Origin of the sequence: Stenotrophomonas sp. GbtcB23 (assembly GCF_019091045.1) — a bacterium.
GTDB classification, from domain to species: Bacteria; Pseudomonadota; Gammaproteobacteria; order Xanthomonadales; family Xanthomonadaceae; genus Stenotrophomonas; species Stenotrophomonas rhizophila_A.
This window is the reverse complement of the sequence record NZ_JAGXKC010000038.1, coordinates 1-17686: the sequence shown is the minus strand read 5'-3', so window position 1 is coordinate 17686 and position 17686 is coordinate 1. Positions and strand designations below refer to the sequence as shown.

Annotated in this window: 13 protein-coding genes and 1 riboswitch; of the genes, 3 read left to right on the top strand and 10 right to left on the bottom strand. The window is 67.4% G+C overall.

From position 1 onward, the window contains the following. Positions 1-36: 36 nt before the first annotated feature. The 5 genes from KVS69_RS14635 to KVS69_RS14615 form a co-directional block, all read right to left on the bottom strand. Positions 37-999 carry a FecR domain-containing protein gene (locus KVS69_RS14635; RefSeq protein ID WP_217538696.1) on the bottom strand — a complete coding sequence of 321 codons (963 nt, stop codon included), beginning with the start codon at positions 997-999 and terminating at the stop codon, positions 37-39. A 76-nt stretch (positions 1000-1075) separates the two neighbouring features. Next, entirely contained in the window at positions 1076-1576 is a 501-nt protein-coding gene (locus KVS69_RS14630; RefSeq protein ID WP_095363568.1) for an RNA polymerase sigma factor, read from the bottom strand. A gap of 54 nt (positions 1577-1630) precedes the next feature. Further along, complete coding sequence (locus KVS69_RS14625) at positions 1631-2299, bottom strand: PQQ-binding-like beta-propeller repeat protein (protein WP_217538694.1); 669 nt, start codon at positions 2297-2299, stop codon at positions 1631-1633. A gap of 44 nt (positions 2300-2343) precedes the next feature. Continuing rightward, a complete protein-coding gene (locus tag KVS69_RS14620; protein ID WP_217538692.1) occupies positions 2344-3567 on the bottom strand; it encodes a helix-turn-helix domain-containing protein in 1224 nt (407 codons plus the stop codon). Positions 3568-3576: 9 nt separating this feature from the next. Further along, a complete protein-coding gene (locus KVS69_RS14615; RefSeq protein WP_217538690.1) occupies positions 3577-4092 on the bottom strand; it encodes a hypothetical protein in 516 nt (171 codons plus the stop codon). Between the two features lie 185 nt (positions 4093-4277). Here KVS69_RS14615 and ppa point away from each other — a divergent pair, with 185 nt between their 5' ends. Beyond that, on the top strand, positions 4278-4814 hold the full coding sequence (gene ppa / locus KVS69_RS14610; protein WP_068853925.1) for an inorganic diphosphatase: 537 nt from the start codon (positions 4278-4280) through the stop codon (positions 4812-4814). Positions 4815-4966: 152 nt separating this feature from the next. After that, the gene (locus KVS69_RS14605) at positions 4967-6088 is read left to right on the top strand and encodes an HDOD domain-containing protein (RefSeq protein ID WP_093533618.1); all 1122 of its coding nucleotides are present in this window, start codon (positions 4967-4969) and stop codon (positions 6086-6088) included. Positions 6089-6266: 178 nt separating this feature from the next. Here KVS69_RS14605 and KVS69_RS14600 read toward each other — a convergent pair whose 3' ends face one another. The 5 genes from KVS69_RS14600 to thiC all read right to left on the bottom strand — a co-directional run bounded on the left by KVS69_RS14600 (position 6267) and on the right by thiC (position 15290). Further along, positions 6267-9110, bottom strand: coding sequence for a TonB-dependent receptor (locus KVS69_RS14600; RefSeq protein WP_093533617.1), 2844 nt, complete (start codon positions 9108-9110; stop codon positions 6267-6269). A 68-nt stretch (positions 9111-9178) separates the two neighbouring features. After that, complete coding sequence (locus tag KVS69_RS14595; RefSeq protein ID WP_093533616.1) at positions 9179-10060, bottom strand: helix-turn-helix transcriptional regulator; 882 nt, start codon at positions 10058-10060, stop codon at positions 9179-9181. Positions 10061-10183: 123 nt separating this feature from the next. Next, positions 10184-12490, bottom strand: coding sequence for a winged helix-turn-helix domain-containing protein (locus KVS69_RS14590; protein ID WP_217538688.1), 2307 nt, complete (start codon positions 12488-12490; stop codon positions 10184-10186). 293 nt (positions 12491-12783) lie between these two features. Beyond that, on the bottom strand, positions 12784-13461 hold the full coding sequence (locus tag KVS69_RS14585) for an ion channel (protein WP_217538686.1): 678 nt from the start codon (positions 13459-13461) through the stop codon (positions 12784-12786). 35 nt (positions 13462-13496) lie between these two features. Further along, on the bottom strand, positions 13497-15290 hold the full coding sequence (gene thiC / locus KVS69_RS14580) for a phosphomethylpyrimidine synthase ThiC (protein WP_217538685.1): 1794 nt from the start codon (positions 15288-15290) through the stop codon (positions 13497-13499). Positions 15291-15404: 114 nt separating this feature from the next. After that, a riboswitch (TPP riboswitch) is annotated at positions 15405-15506 on the bottom strand. Positions 15507-15574: 68 nt separating this feature from the next. Between thiC and KVS69_RS14575 the strand changes: the two genes are divergently transcribed. Continuing rightward, positions 15575-17146 carry a BCCT family transporter gene (locus tag KVS69_RS14575; RefSeq protein ID WP_217538684.1) on the top strand — a complete coding sequence of 524 codons (1572 nt, stop codon included), beginning with the start codon at positions 15575-15577 and terminating at the stop codon, positions 17144-17146. The last annotated feature ends 540 nt before the right edge of the window (positions 17147-17686 follow it).

The window sequence follows — 17686 nt, the reverse complement described above, 5'->3', positions numbered from 1 at the left end:
TAAGACGTGCGGGGCGATCCCTTCCCCAAGGCGCATTCAGCGCGCGGGGGTGGCGCTCACGATCGCCACGCCCATCGGCAGGCGGGTGATGCGCAGCCCGGCCGACATCGCCAGCGCATCCAGCGCCTGCTCGGGCTGGTCCACGCGCAATGCGGCGTTGACGGCGGGCAGCGACGACAGGTCGCCGCGCACGAACGTGGGGCCCTGGCGATAGCGGGCAATCTGCGCGACCGCATCGGCCACGCCGCTGGCATCGAGCAGCAGCTCGCCGTCGCGCCATGCGGCAATGCGGTCGGGGGCCAGGTCGTCATGGCGCACCACCCGGCCGCCGGGCGCAAAGCCGGCGCGCTGGCCAGCCAGCAGGTAGGTCCAGCCGCCGTTGGGCGAGGCCGCGACGCGGACCTGGCCCTGCGAGACTTCCGCTTCCACTCCCTGCGGGGTGCTGGCCACCGCGAATGCCGTGGCGATGTCCTCCACCACACCGTCCTGTGCGGTCACCTGGAACGGCTGGGCGCGCCCGGGCGCAACTTCGAACCAGGCGCGCCCGCGCAGCAGGCGGATGCTGCGGCGCTGGTCGTCATAGTCCACGGCAATCGCCGAATCGGCATCGAGCACCGCGCGGCTGCCATCGGGCAGGGCGAGCGTGACCACGTCGTGGCTGCTGCGATGATCGGCACGCAGGCGCAACCAGGCTTCGGGTGACACCCACACCAGCGCCAGCGCGGCGGCAGCGGCCAGCACCAGGCGGGGAACGCGACGGCGGCGGACATGCGGACGCTTCGCCCCCGCCGGCGGCTGCGCCACGGCCTGCCACAGCTGGCGCTCGTATTCGAACGCGCGGCGGTGCCCGGGCAGGCTGAGCCAGTGTTCGAAGGCATGCATGCGTGGCGCGTCCACGGCGCCGGAGGCCAGCCACGTGATCCACGCCTGTGCCTGTTCGGCAAGCAGGTCGGGCGAGGTGGGCGCGGTCGGGTCGGTAGGCAGGTCGTGCGGGCTCATGGCTGGCAAGGGTGCGAAGGGCAGCGCCGATACCATCAAGACGTGTGGGAACGGCACTTCCCCAAGCCCCCGCGCCTCACCGCCCGCTGCGCGCCCATGCCAGCCGCTGCAACGCAGCGCGCACATGGTTTTCCACGGTCGTGACCGACACGCCACGGCGCCGGGCAATTTCCGCCTGGGTCAGCCCCTGCAACCGGTTGAGGCGGAAGATCGTGCGGGTCGGTTCGGGAAGGTGGTCGGCGGCGGCGAGCACGCGCTGCAGCTCGTCCTGGGCCATGGCCTGTTCTTCCGTGGACAGCACTTCATCCGGCCCCCACAGGTAGTGGTCGGCCAACAGCCGCGTCTGGCGGCTGCGTTCCCGGCCCTGGTCGGTGGCCAGGTTGGTGGCCAGACGGTACAGATAGGCCCGCGGGTTGTCGATGGTCACCCCGGCATCCACACCGCGCGCCTTGAACCAGATGGCCTGGATCACGTCTTCGGCGCTGCCGTCGCTGCCCAGTATCCGCTGCACCCGACGCAGCAGCGCCGGGCGTTCGCGGATCAACAGGTCGGTCAGGGTGGATGCGTTGGAGGACATGCAGAGGGGGCCCGGGGCGGCGGCATCTTACCCCTCAAATGAGAATGAGTCACGTTAAGCGCGCGGCCGGCGCACCGCCCGCACCTTGCCGCTGCGCCCGCCCCCGGCGTAGAACAGGCCCGCGCCATCGGCCTCCAGCCCGCTGACATGCATGCCGTCCGGCATGCGCAGCTGCTCCAGCACCTGCCCGCTCTGGGCATCCACGCGGCGGATGTCGCTGCGCTCGCCATCGTCGGTGCCATGCCAGAGCTGGCCGTCGACCCAGGTCACGCCGGTGACGAAGCGATCCGATTCGATCGTGCGCAGCACCTCGCCCGTGGCCGGATCCACCTGGTGGATGCGGCGTTCGCGGTACTGCCCTACCCACAGGCTGCCTTCGGCCCAGGCCATGCCCGAATCGGTGCCGCCGCCGGGCGCGGGAATCGAGGCCAGCACCTGGCCGGTCTGCGGGTCGATCCTGTCGATGCGCGCTTCGGCGATCTGGTAGAGGTGGGTACCGTCGAACGCGGTACCCGCATCGCAGGGCACGGCCAGCGTGCGTACCGGGGCACCGCTGTCCGGATCGAAGGCCAGCAGCGCCGGGCCGGTGGCGGCCCAGACATGGCGGCCATCGAAGCTGACACCGTGGATGCAGTCGGCGCCGTCAAAGGGACCATATTCGCGGGCCACCTCGGCGTCGTGCACGCGCGGGGCAGCGGCGGGGTTCAGCGTTCCAGTGTTCATTGCAGCATCTCCTGGCACATCGGAAGGGGTGCCTGGCAACCACCCTAGTCGCCCGGCAGCGCGGCCGGGAGTAACAAGATCGTCGTGAATCCGGACAGCGGCATGGCCCACCAGCGCTGGGTGCGCCCGCGCCCGGTCGCGCGTGCCTGGCCGGTGCTTTCCAGTGCCGCCAACGCGCGCTGCACCGTGCGCTGGCTGGCGCCCAGCGCCAAGGCTAGTGCCGAACTGGACCAGGCCGCCCCATCGGCCAGCAATGCGGCAACGGCGCCCTGCTCGCCTTCGATCGGCGGCGCCAGCACCACCACCGCGATGCCGGGCGCGGCTACCAGCCGGTAGCCGTTGGCGGTCGCTTCCACTGACAACAGCCCCTTCACCGCAGCGCGGACGCGCCCCATTTCCACCCGGAGCCGCGCGCGGTGGCTGTCGTCGCCATCACGGGTGCGGAATACCTCGGCAATCAACACGTCGCGGTCAACATCCCCCGGCCACGCCTGGCCGACGGCTCGCAGCAGCGCAAACAGCAGCGGCCGGCGTGCCAGTGACCGCCACCGCCCCCCCATCCACACACCGCGCCGGCAGCCATCGACCACACACGCCGGTGAGGCCAGCAGGTCCTGCACGGCCTGTAGGTCCAGCAGGCGGTCAGCCGTCTCCCGGGCCACTTGGCGTGCCGCCGGCTGGGCCAGATGGCTGCGGGCCTGCACGACCTCTGCGTGCAGGGCGGCGATACCCGAGGCCCGCGCGGCGGCCGCAGCCGCGTCCAGCGCCGCCGTCGCCTGCGACACCCGCAACGCGCGCGCCGCCAAGGCCGCTTCGGCCAGCCCGGCCATGGCGGCCAAGGCAGGCGTAAGCGCCCTGCCCTGCACCTGCGCCAAAGCCGATTCGGCCTCCTGCCGACGCCCGAGCAACAGCCAGCGGCGGGCCAGGATCAACCAGGCCTGCAGCGCATTGTGTGGATCGGCGCGCTCCTCCAACGCATAGGCGGCGGCCAGCAGCGGCGCGGGGGTATCGGCAAGATCCCGCAGCGCCAGCCCCACTTCCGCCTCCGCCACCACACAGCGCGCCCGGGCCAGCACCTCATCGGCGCCAAAGCCGCGGTGGGCCAGCCGCAGCAGTTCCCGGGCCCGCTGCAGCTCGCCCAGCTGGGCCATGGCCACGCCGCGCAGCGCCAGTGCCGGCGGGTCGCTGCGCAGGGCCACGTGGCCCAGTGCGGTCAGTACGTCGCCAGCGGCAAGGGCACGTGCGGCGGCGGCGAGCAGGGAGTCCATGCGCGCAGGCTAGCGCAGGCAGTCTCCCAGTGCCTCGAACACGGTTTTTCCCGTAGCGGGCAGCCGCTGGAACAACGGCTGCGGTCCGTCCAGTGCCGCCAGCAATGCCGCCACGGTGGTGCCGCCGCCGGTCGGGAAGTGGCACAGCCAGGTGGGCTGCTGCCGCTCCAGGGCGCCGGTCGCCGGGTCCACCCGCAGCTCGCTTGCAGCGAAGGCCCAGCCGCAGACATTGACCCTGCCCGTGGCCCGTTCGACCGAGCAGCGCAGTTTCAGCGGCTGGTAATCGGTGTACTCGCCTTCGCAGAAGGTATCGGGGCAGACATCGTCGAACCCGGCTTCAAGACGATGGCGCAGGTCGCGGAAGGCGGACCAGTTCGCCTGCGGCGTGGGGTAATCGACCAGATCGACGTGCAGTGGCGCAGTGGGCGGCGGACTGGCGGCGGCCGGGCCGGCAACGGCCAGCGCCAACAGGATCAACGCGGCCAGGGCGTTGCAGGGGTGGCGGGAAGGCAGTGGAAGGGTCATGGGCGTACTCCGTGAAGGGACCTCCACCGTGCGCCTGCCCAGGCCCGGGCGGGATCAGCCGGGTGCGCTGGTGGCGGTCGGCGATCGCCACTGCGGCGGGTCGGATAGCCCCCACCCTGCACGTTGGCCGGCAAAGGCATAAAATGGGAGGTCTTATCGCGCCATCCCCCCTCTCGGAGCACACCATGGGTCTGGAACTCGTCTCGCCCGGCAAGAACCCGCCGGAAGAAATCAACGTCATCATCGAGATCCCGAAGGACTCGGAGCCGGTCAAGTACGAAGTGGACAAGGAAACCGGCGCGATCTTCGTCGACCGCATCCTCTCCACGCCGATGCGCTACCCCTGCAACTACGGCTACGTGCCGAGCACCCTGTGCGGCGACGGCGATCCGGCCGACGTGCTGGTCGTGCTGCCGCTGCCGCTGGTCCCGGGTTCGGTGGTGCGCTGCCGTCCGGTGGGCGTGCTGAAGATGAGCGATGAAGCCGGCGGCGACGAAAAGATCCTGGCGGTGCCGATCTCCAAGGTGTTCAGCGGCTACGCGCACGTGGAAGACATCGAGCAGGTGTCCAAGCACTGGCTGGAGCGCATCGGCCACTTCTTCGAGCACTACAAGGACCTGGAGAAGGGCAAGTGGGTCAAGCTGGATGGCTGGGGCGGCGCCGCCGAAGCCAAGCAGATCCTGGTTGAAGCGCACCAGCGCTACCTGTCCAGCAACAGCTGAGGCTGAATGACCCCGCTCCGGCGCTGGTCGCCGGAGCGATGGGCATCACGTTTTTACAATGCGGCACATCACTGTTTGCGCCGGATTGGGTACATTGCGACTTCTACACCGTCCACGGTGAGGTTCACCGTGGTCACCCAGGGGATTGTGTCGTGCGTATTCTGCTAGTTGGGGACGAAGCCAGCCTGTCGGCTGAGCTGATGGATTTCATTGCCGATCTTGGGGAAGAGTGGCAGCCGTTGCGGGCACCCGATGGCCAGACGGCCATGAACATGGTGGCGTCCACGCCGGTGGATGCGGTGATCGCCTGCCCCGCCCTGCCCGATCTCAACGCGACCACGCTGCTGGGCCAGATCCGGACGCTGCGTCCGGAGACGATCCGCATCGCGCTGGTCGACGCGGCCCAGGGCAACCGCCCGCCGCCGGCACGCCTGATCGGCGTTGCCCACCGTTTCCTGCCGCTGCCGCTGGCACCGGAAGTGCTGCTTGAAGCGCTCACCAGCCTGGAAGAGCTGCGCGAGCTGCTCGACAGCGCGCGCCTGCGCAGCGCCATCGGCCGCATCGAGAAGCTGCCCTCGCCGCCGCACCTGTACCTGAGCCTGACCCAGGCGCTGGAGCACGACGACGACACCGACACGGCCGATGTCTCCAAGCTGGTGTCGGCTGATCCGGCGATCGCGGCCAAGGTGCTGCAGCTGTCCAACTCCGCCTTCTTCAACAGCGGCCGCACCATTTCCGACCTGCGCACCGCCGTGACCCGGCTGGGCCTGTCGACCCTGCGCGACCTGGTGCTGGCCAGCGAGGTGTTCTCGGCTTCGCCGCTGTCCAGCGGTGAACGCAACGCGCTGCAGCAGCGTGCGCTGCTCGCTTCGCGGCTGGCCGCCAAGCTGCTGCCCGATTCCAGCGCCGAACTGGGCGCGACCGCCGCACTGCTGGCCGATATCGGCCTGCTGCTGCCCGGCGTGCGCAACGAGCGCAGTGAGCCGGCCGACGACGCCGACCCGCGCCCGGGCCACAGTGAAGCCGGCGCCTACCTGCTGGGGCTGTGGGGCCTGCCGATGCCGATCATCGAGGCGGTGGCCTTCCACCTGCAGCCGCAGCGCTCCAACACGCGCAGCTTCTGGGTGACCGGTGCGGTGCACGTGGCGCTGGCGCTGGTCAACGGCGACCCGGTGGACGAGGACTACCTGCAGCGCGCGGGCGTGCTGGCCAAGCTGCCGCAGTGGCGGGACCATGCCAATGGGTTGATGGGACTCGCTACGGCGGACGCATAAGGCGCAACGACCAACGGTCGTTGCCTACCGGCGATGGTTTGAGAACGATGATGGCGTGCCTCGGCACGCCATTTTTTTTGCGCCATGCAAGCGGTAGATCACGACCGTGGGTCGTGATCAAGAAAAAGGGCGGCCCTTGCGGGCCGCCCTCTTTTTATTGCACCAGCGGTTCGATGGATCAGAACTTCTGGGTGTACTTCATGTACAGGAAGCGGCCGATATCGAAACCGCCGTAGTAGGCGAAGCTCGAGTTCTGCTGCGAGTACATCAGCGGACCCTTGTGGTCGAACACGTTGTTCGCGCCCAGGGCGATGGTGGCATCCCACGGTGCCTTCCAGCTGACCTGCAGGTCGTGGAAGGTGTTGGAGCCGGTCTTGCGCAGCGGAGCGGTCTCGCCGTAAGCGATGCGGTCCGGATCGGTGCAGCCGATCGCGATGCACGGCTCGTTGAGGCCCGAGTAGTAGCGCGCGGTGTAGTTCACACCGAAGCTGCCCAGCGACCAGTTGACGCCCAGGTTCGAGCGCACGCGGAACAGCGCATCCTGACCGACGCGGCCGATCATGATGTCGTCGCCAGCGGCGTTCTGTGCGGCTTCGTCGTACTTGGACAGGTAGCTGGTCTGCCAATCAATGGCGAACTGACCGATGGCCAGCTCCGGCAGGCGGTACTTGATGCCCAGGTCGTAACCTTCGGTGTCCATCTTGCCGAGGTTGGCGGTGCCGTAGGTGATCGCGCTGATGTGGCCATCGGCCGCACGGGTCACGCTGCCGCAACGGCTGGAATCACCCAGCACGTAGCAATCACGCAGGATGCGATCGACGGAGTCGTCGATGATCATGTTGCTGATTTCGTAGCGGTACCAATCCAGCGAGACGTCCAGGCCCTGCACCCAACGCGGGCTCCAGACCAGACCGACGGTCTTGCTCTTGGAGGTTTCCGGCGCCAGGTTCGGGTTGGCACCCGAGATGAACTGGTCACCCGACTGGCACGGCGTGGTCGAGCACGGGACGTTGCCCTGGCCCAGCTGCACGTAGTCGGCCGGAGCGCCACCAGCAAGGCAGGCGGCATTGCCGGCCACGCTGCCCGACACGCCAACGGCGCACGGATCGGTGTAACGCTCGAAGCTCGAGCTCAGACCGCCATACAGGTCGGCGATGGTCGGAGCGCGGAAGCCCTCGGCGTAGGTGCCGCGGACCAGCAGCTCGTCGATCGGACGCCAGGTCAGGCCGAACTTGCTGTTGGTGGTGCCACCGAAGTTGCTGTAGTCCGAATAACGGCTCGCAAGGTTCAGGGTCAGTTCCTTCGCGAACGCCATGTCGGCCAGGATCGGCACGTTCAGTTCGAGGTAGACCTCGTTCAGATCGTACTCACCCTGGGTCGGCTTCTGGCCCAGGCCGGTGGACATGCCCGACTGTGCGAAGGCGTCCGGCACGTAGCTGCCTTCTTCCTTGCGGTGCTCCACGCCCACGGCGAAGCCGAGGTCACCGGCCGGCAGGGTCACGATGGAACCCGACAGGTTGGCGGTGAAGCTGGTGGTCTTGGTCACGCCACGGGTGGTGTAGGTCGGGAACAGGAAGTCCTGCAGCTCCGGATCCGCCAGCGAACCCTGGCCTGCAACGCCGTACGGCAGCAGCGGGTTCCACGGACGGCAGTCGCCCAGTGCGATCGGGTTGGCAGCGGTACCGCACTGTGCCACGCCCTGCGCGTTGATGAAGGACGCGCCCAGGGCCTGTTCGGAAGCGATCAGGCTCATGTCGCCGCGCTGGGTCTTGATCGACTCGTTGCGGTTCCACAGCGCGCCGACGTCCCAATCGAAGGACTTGCCGGCCAGCTCGAAGTAGCCGCTGACGGTCGGGGCGAAGCGCAGGGTCTTCAGCTGGCTGTCGGTGGTGCGCGGCACTTCCCACAGGCGGCGACGGAAGTCGACGTTCTGGCCAACCGGGTTGAAGGCGCTTTCAGCGGTCAGCGGGGTGCCGAACGAGGACGACTGGTACGGGTAGCCGGCGATCTGCTGGAACGTGTTGCGCTCGTTGTAGAGCACATCGGTGTTCAGGCTGATGGTGTCGGTGAAGTCGTAGGTGCCGTTGACGTACAGCGACTTGCGCTCGATACCGGTCAGCAGGCTCATCTGCTCGTTGGAGTTGGCGTACTCCTCGGCAGTGAGCGTGTGGTAGTCGTTCGGGTTGTTCGGGTTGCCACCCTGGTTCAGGGTCTGCCACACGGCGGTCTTGGAATCGGCGCAGTTGACCTGCAGCGGGTTGCACCAGCTGCCGTACTGGCTGATCGGGCTGCCATCGGCGGCCACCGAGTTCGGACCACGGCCGCCATCACGGCTGTACCAACGGTCCTTGGCCCACACCGGATCCTGCTTGGAGTATTCGGCCGACAGGGTCAGGCTGCCGCGTTCGCCGGTAGCACCCAGGGTCATCGAGTACTGCTGGTTCTCGCCGTCGCCCTGGTCGTACTGACCGAAGTAGACGTTAACTTCACCGCCGTCGAAGTTCTTGCGGGTGATCACGTTGACCACGCCGGCAATGGCGTCGGAACCGTAGATCGAGGAGGCGCCGTCCTTCAGGACTTCAATGCGCTCAACGGCCGACATCGGGATCTGGCTCAGATCCTGGTAGCCACCGGTGGTGGCGCCGAGGCGCTTGCCGTTCATCAGCACCAGGGTGCGCTGGGCGCCCAGGTTACGGATGTCGACGTAGTAACCGCCCACGTTCTCGCCCGAGGACAGGGAGTCCGAACGCGAGATGGCCGGCGAGCCGGCCGAGGTCAGGTTGTTCAGCACGTCTGCGACGTTCGAGAAGCCCTGCTTTTCCAGGGTTTCACGGGTCATCGTCAGGATCGGCTGCTGGGTCTCCATGTTGGCGCCGCGAATACGCGAGCCGGTGACCGAGATGCGATCCAGGTCAGTGGTGCCGGAGGCTGCTTCCTGTGCCGAAGCGAAGCTCGGCACGAGCGCCAGCGCAATGCCGGCCGGCAGAAGACCCAGCCGCACTGCGGGAGTACGAAAATTCATCAATCTCTCCAAGGTACGTTAGTAGCGTGTTAAACCGCCTCGGAAAGTTACGATTGCGTTACCGTTAATTATTTGCGCGATGCCACCGGACTCTTTGCCGACTTTGGCGAAAGCGATCCGCCAGTCTGCCGGAAGCCCGATGCCGACTGGCCATAACGGGCGCGGAACGCACGCGCGAAGCTGCAGCAGTTGTCGAAGCCACTGGCGGCGGCCACTTCGCCGATCATCATGTCGGTGTCGCGCAGCAGGTCTGCGGCGCGCTCCAGGCGCAGGCGCGCCGACAGCGACTGCGGACTCTCTTCGTACAGGCTCTGGAACGTCTTGGACAGGTACCAGCTGGAGAAGTTGGTCAGCTCGGCCAGTTCGCCGATGCGCACCACCCGGTGGCTGTTGCCTTCCAGGTACAGGCGCGCGCGCTGCATGCGGCCGAACACCTGGCGCTTGCGGATGCGCGAACGGCCCGGGCAGCGCTGCACGCCGGTGGCCATGCCACGCTGCATCGAGGCCAGGTGCAGCAGCACCGGGCGCAGGGCCTGCGCGGGCTGGCCACTGGCCAGCGCATCGCGCCACAGGCGCAGCGCCACCCGCACTTCACCTCGGCTCATGCTGCCGCGGCCGGCGTACAGGCTGCAGTCGGCCAGTTCACCCAACGCGCGCAGGGCTTCCGGGGCCAAGCTCAGGCCGATGCACAGGCCATCGCGGCCGGCCTGGATCATCGGCTTGGATTCTTTCTCGAACGCGATCCACTCGCGCTGGCGCAGGCGGAAGCGGCCTTCCTTGGATTCCACCCACGCACTGCCACGCAGCTGCATCCACACGGTGAAGGTGGTGCCAGCGGTCTGCAGGCTGCCCAGCCGGGCCACGCCCAGGCAGGTGGGCAGCGGACCGTCATCGACGATCTTGTCCAGGGAGAGCGATTGGCCGCGATCGGCGAGGGAAAGCTGACGCATGACGTACACCGGGGTTTGCCGTTACGGGGCAACCGTTTTGCCAAGTCGGGCGGTCTGCGTCAGGACGTTTCGACGAGATTGATGCGAATTCGTCACGACGCCGTTACGAAAGAAGTACGACGACTACTTTCCTTTCCAGAACAACAGGTTGGGCACCGACGAGAACACCGGGCGGGGCGGTTCGGGCAGCGTCATCACCCCGATGTCGGCGCCGTCGGCGACCGCCAGGGCCAGGTACAGGGCGCTGCCATCGGGCTGCGCGCTGAAGCCGTTGCCGGCGCTGAGCCGATCGGCGTCCAGGCAGTACTCCGCCCCCTGCGACGGGCTGTTGATCCGTGCGAACACGGTGGAGCAGTCGGCCCGGCTGGACAGGTAATCCAGGCTGCCATCGCGGGCCACCGCCCAGGTGCGGTACCGCCAACGCGACGGCCGGTCCTCGCTGACCTGCTGGATGCTGGCCGGATCCAGCCGCAGATCGGCCGACCACAGCCCGCCCGCGGCCAGCCGGGTGAACAGCACGCGCTGGTGGGCCGCATCCAGCCGCGCCTGGGACACCCCATCGACGTGGCCCAGCAGTTTCCACGGCGTGGTGCGCCGATCGAACAGCGACAGGCGCATGCGCTCGTCGTGATCGCGTTCCACGACCAGCACGTGGTCGTTGTCACCGGCGTACAAGGCCTGCAGGGGCTGCGCCACCGGCACCGGCAGCGCCACGATCTGTTCGTCGCGCGGCGACACCTCGTAGATCACCGGCCGCGCCTCGGCATCACGGCCCGATACCAGCAGACGGGTGCTGTCGGGCGACCAGTCGGCGGATTGCCGGGTTTCAGGACGCAGGCCTTCCACCGGCCGCAGCGAGTCGGGGCGCGACAGGTCCGCCCACCACAGGCCGTAATTGCCGGAACGATCGGAGGTGAACACCAGCTGCCGGCCATCGGGCGCCAGCATCGGCTGGCCATCGCGGCCATTGGAGGGGAACAGGCGTTCGGGCGTGCCGGGACGGCCGTCCTTCACCGGCACGCGGAACAGGCCGAACTGCGCCTTGCGGTGCACGAAGGCCAGCATGTTGTTGCTGCGCGACAACGCCGGCGACTGCGCGTCGTCCAGGCCCACATCGCGCAGCGTGCGCGTTTCAGTATCCAGTTCGTACAGGCGTGCCTCGCTGTCCACGCGGCGCCCGAACACGATGTGCCGGCTGTCGCCCCGCCAGGCCCAGCCACGGATTTCGGCCGAATCGTTGGTCAGCTGCTCGGGCACGCCGCCGCTGGCCGGGAGGCGCCAGAGGTCGCCGATCTGCGGGTTGCGCACGAACACGATCCAGCGGCCGTCCGGCGAGAAACGCGGGGCGTAGTCGAAGCTGTCGTCGGCAACCTGGTAGTCCACCGGGGTCCAGGCACCGCTGGCGATGTCCAGCACGCGGATGCCGCGATGGGCATGGCGGCCGGACAGCGAGCCGAACACCAGGCCACGCCCGTTGGGCGTCCAGTCGAAGCTGAGCAGCTCGGTGCCGTCGCAGCGCGTGACGTGGCGGATCGCACCCCCGGTCGCACTGGCGATCAACACTTCGCAGCTGCCCTCTGGCCCGAACCGCGCAAACGCGATATCGCGGCCATTCGGCGACCAGTTCGGGAAGCGGTCGGAATGGCCCGCAGGCGTATCGGTCAGCAGGCGCGCGGGCGCGTTGCCGGAGGTCTGCACCTTGATCGCACTGCCGCCGCCAGTCGCATCGTCGGCCTCGTAAGCCACCTGCGATCCATCCGGCGATACGGTCGGGTAGGTCTCGAAGCCGGCCGTGGCGGTAATCAAACGATACGGGCGCTGCGGGCTGCCGACCACGCGGCTGCCGTCTTCCAGCACGCCACTGCCTTCAGGCCCGCGCGGCGGGCGCTGCAGCAGCAGTGCGGCCATCACCAGCAGGGCGATGAACATGCCCAGGCCGATGGCCAGGAACACATAGCGCCGGTTGCGCCGCCAGCGGCTGCGTGGGCGCGGCGCGGGGGTTGCCGCGGCGAACACGGCGGCCAGCGCATCGCGTTCGTCTTCGTTGGGCGCGGCATCGACGTCCGGGCCGGGCTCGACCACGACCGACACCGGTTGCAGCAGCCGGTAACCGGTCTTGGCGATGGTTTCGATATAGGCGGTGCCGCCGTCGTCGTCGCGCGAGAACGCCTTGCGCAGCTGGGTGATGGCCTGGGTCAGCACATCGTTGGTGGGCAGCGTGTCCGGCCAGACCTCGGCGAACAGTTCCTCGCGGGTCACCACCGCACCGGGCACGCGCATGAGCACCTTGAGCACACCCAGCGCCTTGGGCGTGAGCCGGCGCGGACGACGCGCGCCCTCCACCACCACCTCACGCGACGACAGCGTGATGGTGCAATCGCCGATCCTCAGGCGGTCGGCAGCGGGTGTCTCACTATCCAGGCTGATCATTCCGGCGCTACGTAATACAACTGAACAACAGGAACGCAGCATTCATCGAATCAACCACAGATCGAACGAACCGCCAGATTCCGCACACGTCATCAGTGCAAAGGGCAAAGACACTGAAGCGCGCGAATACTAGCCTATGCCGGTTAACTGCGCCTGTGCGCGCAGAGGACATCAGGCCTCTCTCGCCGACGAATCCACATAAATTGCGTCAACATTCGCGCCACTTGGCGCGAATTTTTTATCTGCGATTCAGCAACTTTTTAACTTTGATTCAGTAATTTTTTATCGAAGATTCAGTTTCGGGCATTACGGATCATGGTCAATCCGACCAGTCGCGACACCACCAACGCTACGTACATCACGCCTGCGAACTGTTCCAGCATCACCAGTGCGCGTGCTTGTGGATGCACTGGCACCACGTCGCTAAGGCCCACCCCGGACAACAAACTGAAGCTGAGATAAAGCAGCTCCATCCAGGTGCGCAGCTCGCTCTCGCTGGTGGCCACGAAGCTGCCCGGGAACCACTGCTGGCAGACGGCGAACGCGAAGGCGAACGCCCAGGCCAGCAGCGTGAAGGTGGCGCCCGCGGCGAACAGCTCGTCGCGGGTCACCTTGTGGTCCTGCAGCATGTAGGCGATCAGGCTGCCGGCCGTATAGAAATACAGCAGGCATTCCAGCAGCTGGGCAGTGGTGACCAGGGCCGGCCGCCCCAGCAGCGCCCCCGAGAGGGAGAAGACCACCGAGGGAATGGCCAGCAGCAACGCCACCCACATCCCGAGCGGGCTGCGCCGCACCACCCATAACGCCAAGCCGAGCACCGCGATGCCGAACGCGCCGAACAGCGCGCGCCCGGCCCCGGACTCGTCCATGGCCGGGTACAGCAATACGCCCAGTAGCTGCACCCCCAGCAACCAGGCTGAAGGGTGGCGACGGGCGATGGCCAGCCATCGGGTGGTGCGCGCTTTGGCCATCGTGGTGTCCCTGCCCCTGTGTCGATGGCCGAAGCTTAACGGCTGTCGCGCCCGGGCGGCATGACGGCCGCCCCGGCCGCGTAGTCACGCACGTCCTGGGTGATCTTCATGGAACAGAAGTGCGGGCCGCACATCGAGCAGAAATGAGCCTCCTTGTGGGCGTCCTTGGGCAAGGTTTCGTCATGGAACCCGCGCGCCTTCTCCGGATCCAGGCCCAGGTGGAACTGGTCTTCCCAGCGGAACTCGAAGCGCGCCCTGCTCAGCGCGTTGTCGCGCACCTGCGCACCCGGGTGGCCCTTGGCCAGGTCGGCGGCGTGGGCCGCGATGCGGTAAGCCATGATGCCGTCGCGCACGTCCTGGCGGTTGGGCAGGCCCAGGTGCTCCTTGGGGGTGACGTAGCAGAGCATGGCGGTGCCGTACCAGCCGATCATCGCCGCGCCGATTGCGCTGGTGATGTGGTCGTAGCCCGGCGCGATGTCGGTGGTGAGCGGCCCCAGCGTGTAGAACGGCGCCTCGCCGCACTCACGCAGCTGCTTGTCCATGTTCTCCTTGATCAGCTGCATCGGCACATGGCCGGGGCCTTCGATCATGGTCTGCACATCGTGCTTCCAGGCAATCTTCGTCAGCTCGCCCAACGCTTCCAGTTCGCCGAACTGTGCGGCATCGTTGGCATCGGCGATGCAGCCGGGGCGTAGGCCATCCCCCAGCGAGAAGGTCACGTCGTAGGCCTTCATGATCTCGCAGATGTCCTCGAAATGCGTGTACAGGAAGTTCTCGCGCTGATGGGCCAGGCACCACTTGGCCATGATAGAGCCGCCGCGCGAGACGATGCCGGTAACCCGCCGCGCGGTGAGCGGCACGTGGCGCAGCAGCACGCCGGCATGGATGGTGAAGTAATCCACGCCCTGCTCGGCCTGCTCGATGAGCGTATCGCGGAAGATCTCCCAGTTCAGGTCTTCGGCACGGCCATCGACCTTTTCCAGCGCCTGGTAGATCGGCACCGTGCCGATCGCCACCGGCGAGTTGCGCAGGATCCATTCGCGGGTTTCATGGATGTGCTTGCCGGTGGACAGGTCCATCACGGTGTCACCGCCCCAGCGGATCGCCCACACCAGTTTCTCCACTTCCTCGGCAATGCCCGAGGACACCGCGCTGTTGCCGATGTTGGCGTTGATCTTGGTCAGGAAGTTGCGGCCGATGATCATCGGCTCGCTCTCGGGGTGGTTGATGTTGTTGGGCAGCACCGCCCGCCCGCGCGCGATTTCCTCGCGCACGAACTCCGGCGTGATCGAGGCGGGGATGGAAGCGCCGAACGACTGGCCGGGGTGCTGCATCAGCAGCGCCTCGTCGCGGATCGCCTCGAGGCGCTGGTTCTCGCGGATCGCCACGAACTCCATTTCCGGAGTGATGATGCCGCGCCGGGCATAATGCATCTGGGTGACGTTGGCGCCGGCCACGGCACGTCGCGGTTGCAGCCGCGACGGGAAGCGCACCGCGTCCAGCCGCGCATCGGTTTCGCGCGAACGCCCGAACGCCGAGCTGGGCCGGTCCAGCAGTTCGGTGTCGCCACGCTCGGCAACCCAGCCGGCACGCAGGGCCGGCAAGCCGGTGGACAGGTCGATGCGGGCCTCGGGGTCGGTGTACGGGCCGGAGGTGTCGTACACGGTCAGCGGGGCGTTGCCGCCACTCAGCGCAATCTCGCGCATCGGCACCTGCAGGTCGCAGCGCGAGCCGGGCACGTGGATCTTGCGTGAGCCGGGAATGGGTCGGGTGACCGACTCGGACAGCTGCTGGGCCTGTTGCTGCAGGGCGGAAGGGTGTGCATTCATCGGGCATCGTCCTGGGTTGTCGGTGCGAGGGTTCGCACGGCGAGGGACGAAGCGGCGGCGCACGGCCGGCGCACGGCGCGCGGATCCCAGGCGGGGGGCTGGGCGGCGCGGTGCATCGGCTGTTGCGAAGCTTCCCTACGCCGGTATCAACCGGATCAGGTTCGAAGGGACTGTCTCAACCGAGGCCACATGGCCGCGGTACCCCCGCTTCGGGGCGGATTAGACCACACCTGCACCGCAAGTGTGAACAGCCATGTCATGCCGCCTTGGCTAGACTGCCGCGCATGGTATTTCGACTCTCCATCGCCCTGGTGGTACTGCTGGTGCTGGCCGCTGGGGTGGCACCCGACCCGTTCAACGAAATCGTACGCGGCGGGCTGGTGCACATCGTCCGCAGTGCCGGCTGGCTGTACCTGCTGGTGGTGTTCATCACGCTCTCGTTCCTGCTCTATCTCGCTTTCGGGCGGCTGGGCTCGCTGCGGATCGGCGGTGAAGATGCCGAACCGGATTTCTCCAACGCCAGCTGGATGTCGATGCTGTTCGCCGCCGGCATGGGCATCGGCCTGGTGTTCTGGGGCGCGGCCGAACCGGTCTCGCACTTCGTCACTCCACCCGAAGGCCTGCCCCCGCAGAGCATGGAAGCGGCACGCGCCTCGATGCGCTATGCGTTCTTCCACTGGGGCCTGCACCCGTGGGCGATCTACGCGTTGATCGGGCTGGCGATGGCCTGGTTCCAGTTCAACCGCAACGGCCGTGGATTGATCAGCGACCTGCTGCAGCCGCTGATCGGTGCGCACCACCGGGGGTGGATCGGCACCGTGGTGAACGTTGCGGCGGTGGTGGCCACCGCGATCGGCGTGGCCACCACGCTGGGCTTTGGCACCATCCAGATCGCCGCCGGGCTGGACCGCGTGTTCGGCCTGCACGCCGGCGCGCCGCTGCAGCTGACCATCATCGCCGTCGCCTTCGTGCTATACATGGCCTCTACCGCCAGCGGCGTGCACCGTGGCATCAAGTGGCTCTCCAACCTCAACCTCGGCCTGGCCGCGTTACTGCTGGCGCTGGTCCTGGTGCTGGGCCCCACTGCCTTCATCTTCGATACCTTCACCACCACCATCGGCGCCTACCTCAACCAGCTGGTGACCATGAGCCTGCGCATGTCGCCATTCTCGGGCAGCACCTGGGTGGCCGACTGGACGATCTTCTACTGGGCGTGGTGGATTGCCTGGGCACCTTTCGTGGGCTCGTTCATCGCCCGCGTCTCGCGCGGGCGCAGCATCCGCGAATTCGTGCTCGGCGTGGTGATCGCACCCAGCGTGCTCGGCTTCCTGTGGTTCTCGGTGTTCGGCGGCACCGCGCTGTGGTCGCAGATCTTCGGCCATGTGGACCTGGTGCAGGCACTGGGCACCGGCTACGAAACCGTGCTGTTCACCATGTTCGACAGCCTGCCGATGCCCACCGTGCTCTCGGTGATCGCACCGGTGCTGCTGATCATCTTCTTCGTCACCTCGGCAGACTCGGCGGTGCTGGTACTGGCCAGCATGTCGACCGACGAAGCCGGCGACCCGCCGCTGTCGCGGAAGATCACCTGGGGCGTGGCGATTGCCCTGATCGCCGCCGTGCTGTTGCTGGCCGGCGGCCTGGATGCGCTGCAGGGCATGATCACCATCGCCGCCCTGCCCTTCGCACTGCTGATGCTGGCCGTCATGTGGTCGCTGTACCGCGTCCTCGACATGGAATACGCCCTGCAGCGCCGCCGCGCGTTACGCGCGCGGCGGATGATGGATGCCTGGATCGAGCGAGAGATCGCCGCGCAGGAAGAGACGCGCGATGAGGCGTCGCGTGCAGATACCTAGCGCGTAGGAGCAGCGTTTCAGTTCTTACTGGCAGGGGGCGACCGTCGGGTAGCCACGCTCCGGGACACGCCGTAAACCGCCCTCCGGGCCCCGGCCCAGCCGCCAGCGGCTGGGCGTTCAGTCGCACGCGAGGCAGTGCCTCGCAAGCAGTGCGCCTTCACCCTTGGGGGCTTGGCAAAAACATCCATGTTTTTGACAGTCCCTCCGGTGGCTACCCGCCGGCCGCCCCCGACAGATGGTCGCCTGCGGATACGAAAATCAGACACGCATGGCGTGTCCCTACGCGGTGCGCTGGTAGGTTCGGTTCCCGAACGAACGCACGGAACACACCACCGTCCGGTGACGCATGGAAATGATCGGCACTGCCGTTGATCTTCCATGGCCACCAACACACCGTCGAGGGTCGGCGGGGGCGGGGGTACGGGGGCTTTGCGAAACATGGATGTTTCGCAAGAGCCCCCATGGATGGGTTGAGGTGGTCTAATCCGGCTGGACACTCGATAGGATCAATCCAAGCATCGAGGTGACCCGTGGCAAGAC

Bases quoted from the DNA above. Each gene is read 5' to 3' on its own strand.
- KVS69_RS14635 (WP_217538696.1), bottom strand. From the start codon at position 999: ATGAGCCCGCACGACCTGCCTACCGACCCGACCGCGCCCACCTCGCCC.
- KVS69_RS14630 (WP_095363568.1), bottom strand. From the start codon at position 1,576: ATGTCCTCCAACGCATCCACCCTGACCGACCTGTTGATCCGCGAACGC.
- KVS69_RS14625 (WP_217538694.1), bottom strand. From the start codon at position 2,299: ATGAACACTGGAACGCTGAACCCCGCCGCTGCCCCGCGCGTGCACGAC.
- KVS69_RS14620 (WP_217538692.1), bottom strand. From the start codon at position 3,567: ATGGACTCCCTGCTCGCCGCCGCCGCACGTGCCCTTGCCGCTGGCGAC.
- KVS69_RS14615 (WP_217538690.1), bottom strand. From the start codon at position 4,092: ATGACCCTTCCACTGCCTTCCCGCCACCCCTGCAACGCCCTGGCCGCG.
- ppa (WP_068853925.1), top strand. From the start codon at position 4,278: ATGGGTCTGGAACTCGTCTCGCCCGGCAAGAACCCGCCGGAAGAAATC.
- KVS69_RS14600 (WP_093533617.1), bottom strand. From the start codon at position 9,110: ATGAATTTTCGTACTCCCGCAGTGCGGCTGGGTCTTCTGCCGGCCGGC.
- KVS69_RS14595 (WP_093533616.1), bottom strand. From the start codon at position 10,060: ATGCGTCAGCTTTCCCTCGCCGATCGCGGCCAATCGCTCTCCCTGGAC.
- KVS69_RS14590 (WP_217538688.1), bottom strand. From the start codon at position 12,490: ATGATCAGCCTGGATAGTGAGACACCCGCTGCCGACCGCCTGAGGATC.
- KVS69_RS14585 (WP_217538686.1), bottom strand. From the start codon at position 13,461: ATGGCCAAAGCGCGCACCACCCGATGGCTGGCCATCGCCCGTCGCCAC.
- thiC (WP_217538685.1), bottom strand. From the start codon at position 15,290: ATGAATGCACACCCTTCCGCCCTGCAGCAACAGGCCCAGCAGCTGTCC.
- KVS69_RS14575 (WP_217538684.1), top strand. From the start codon at position 15,575: ATGGTATTTCGACTCTCCATCGCCCTGGTGGTACTGCTGGTGCTGGCC.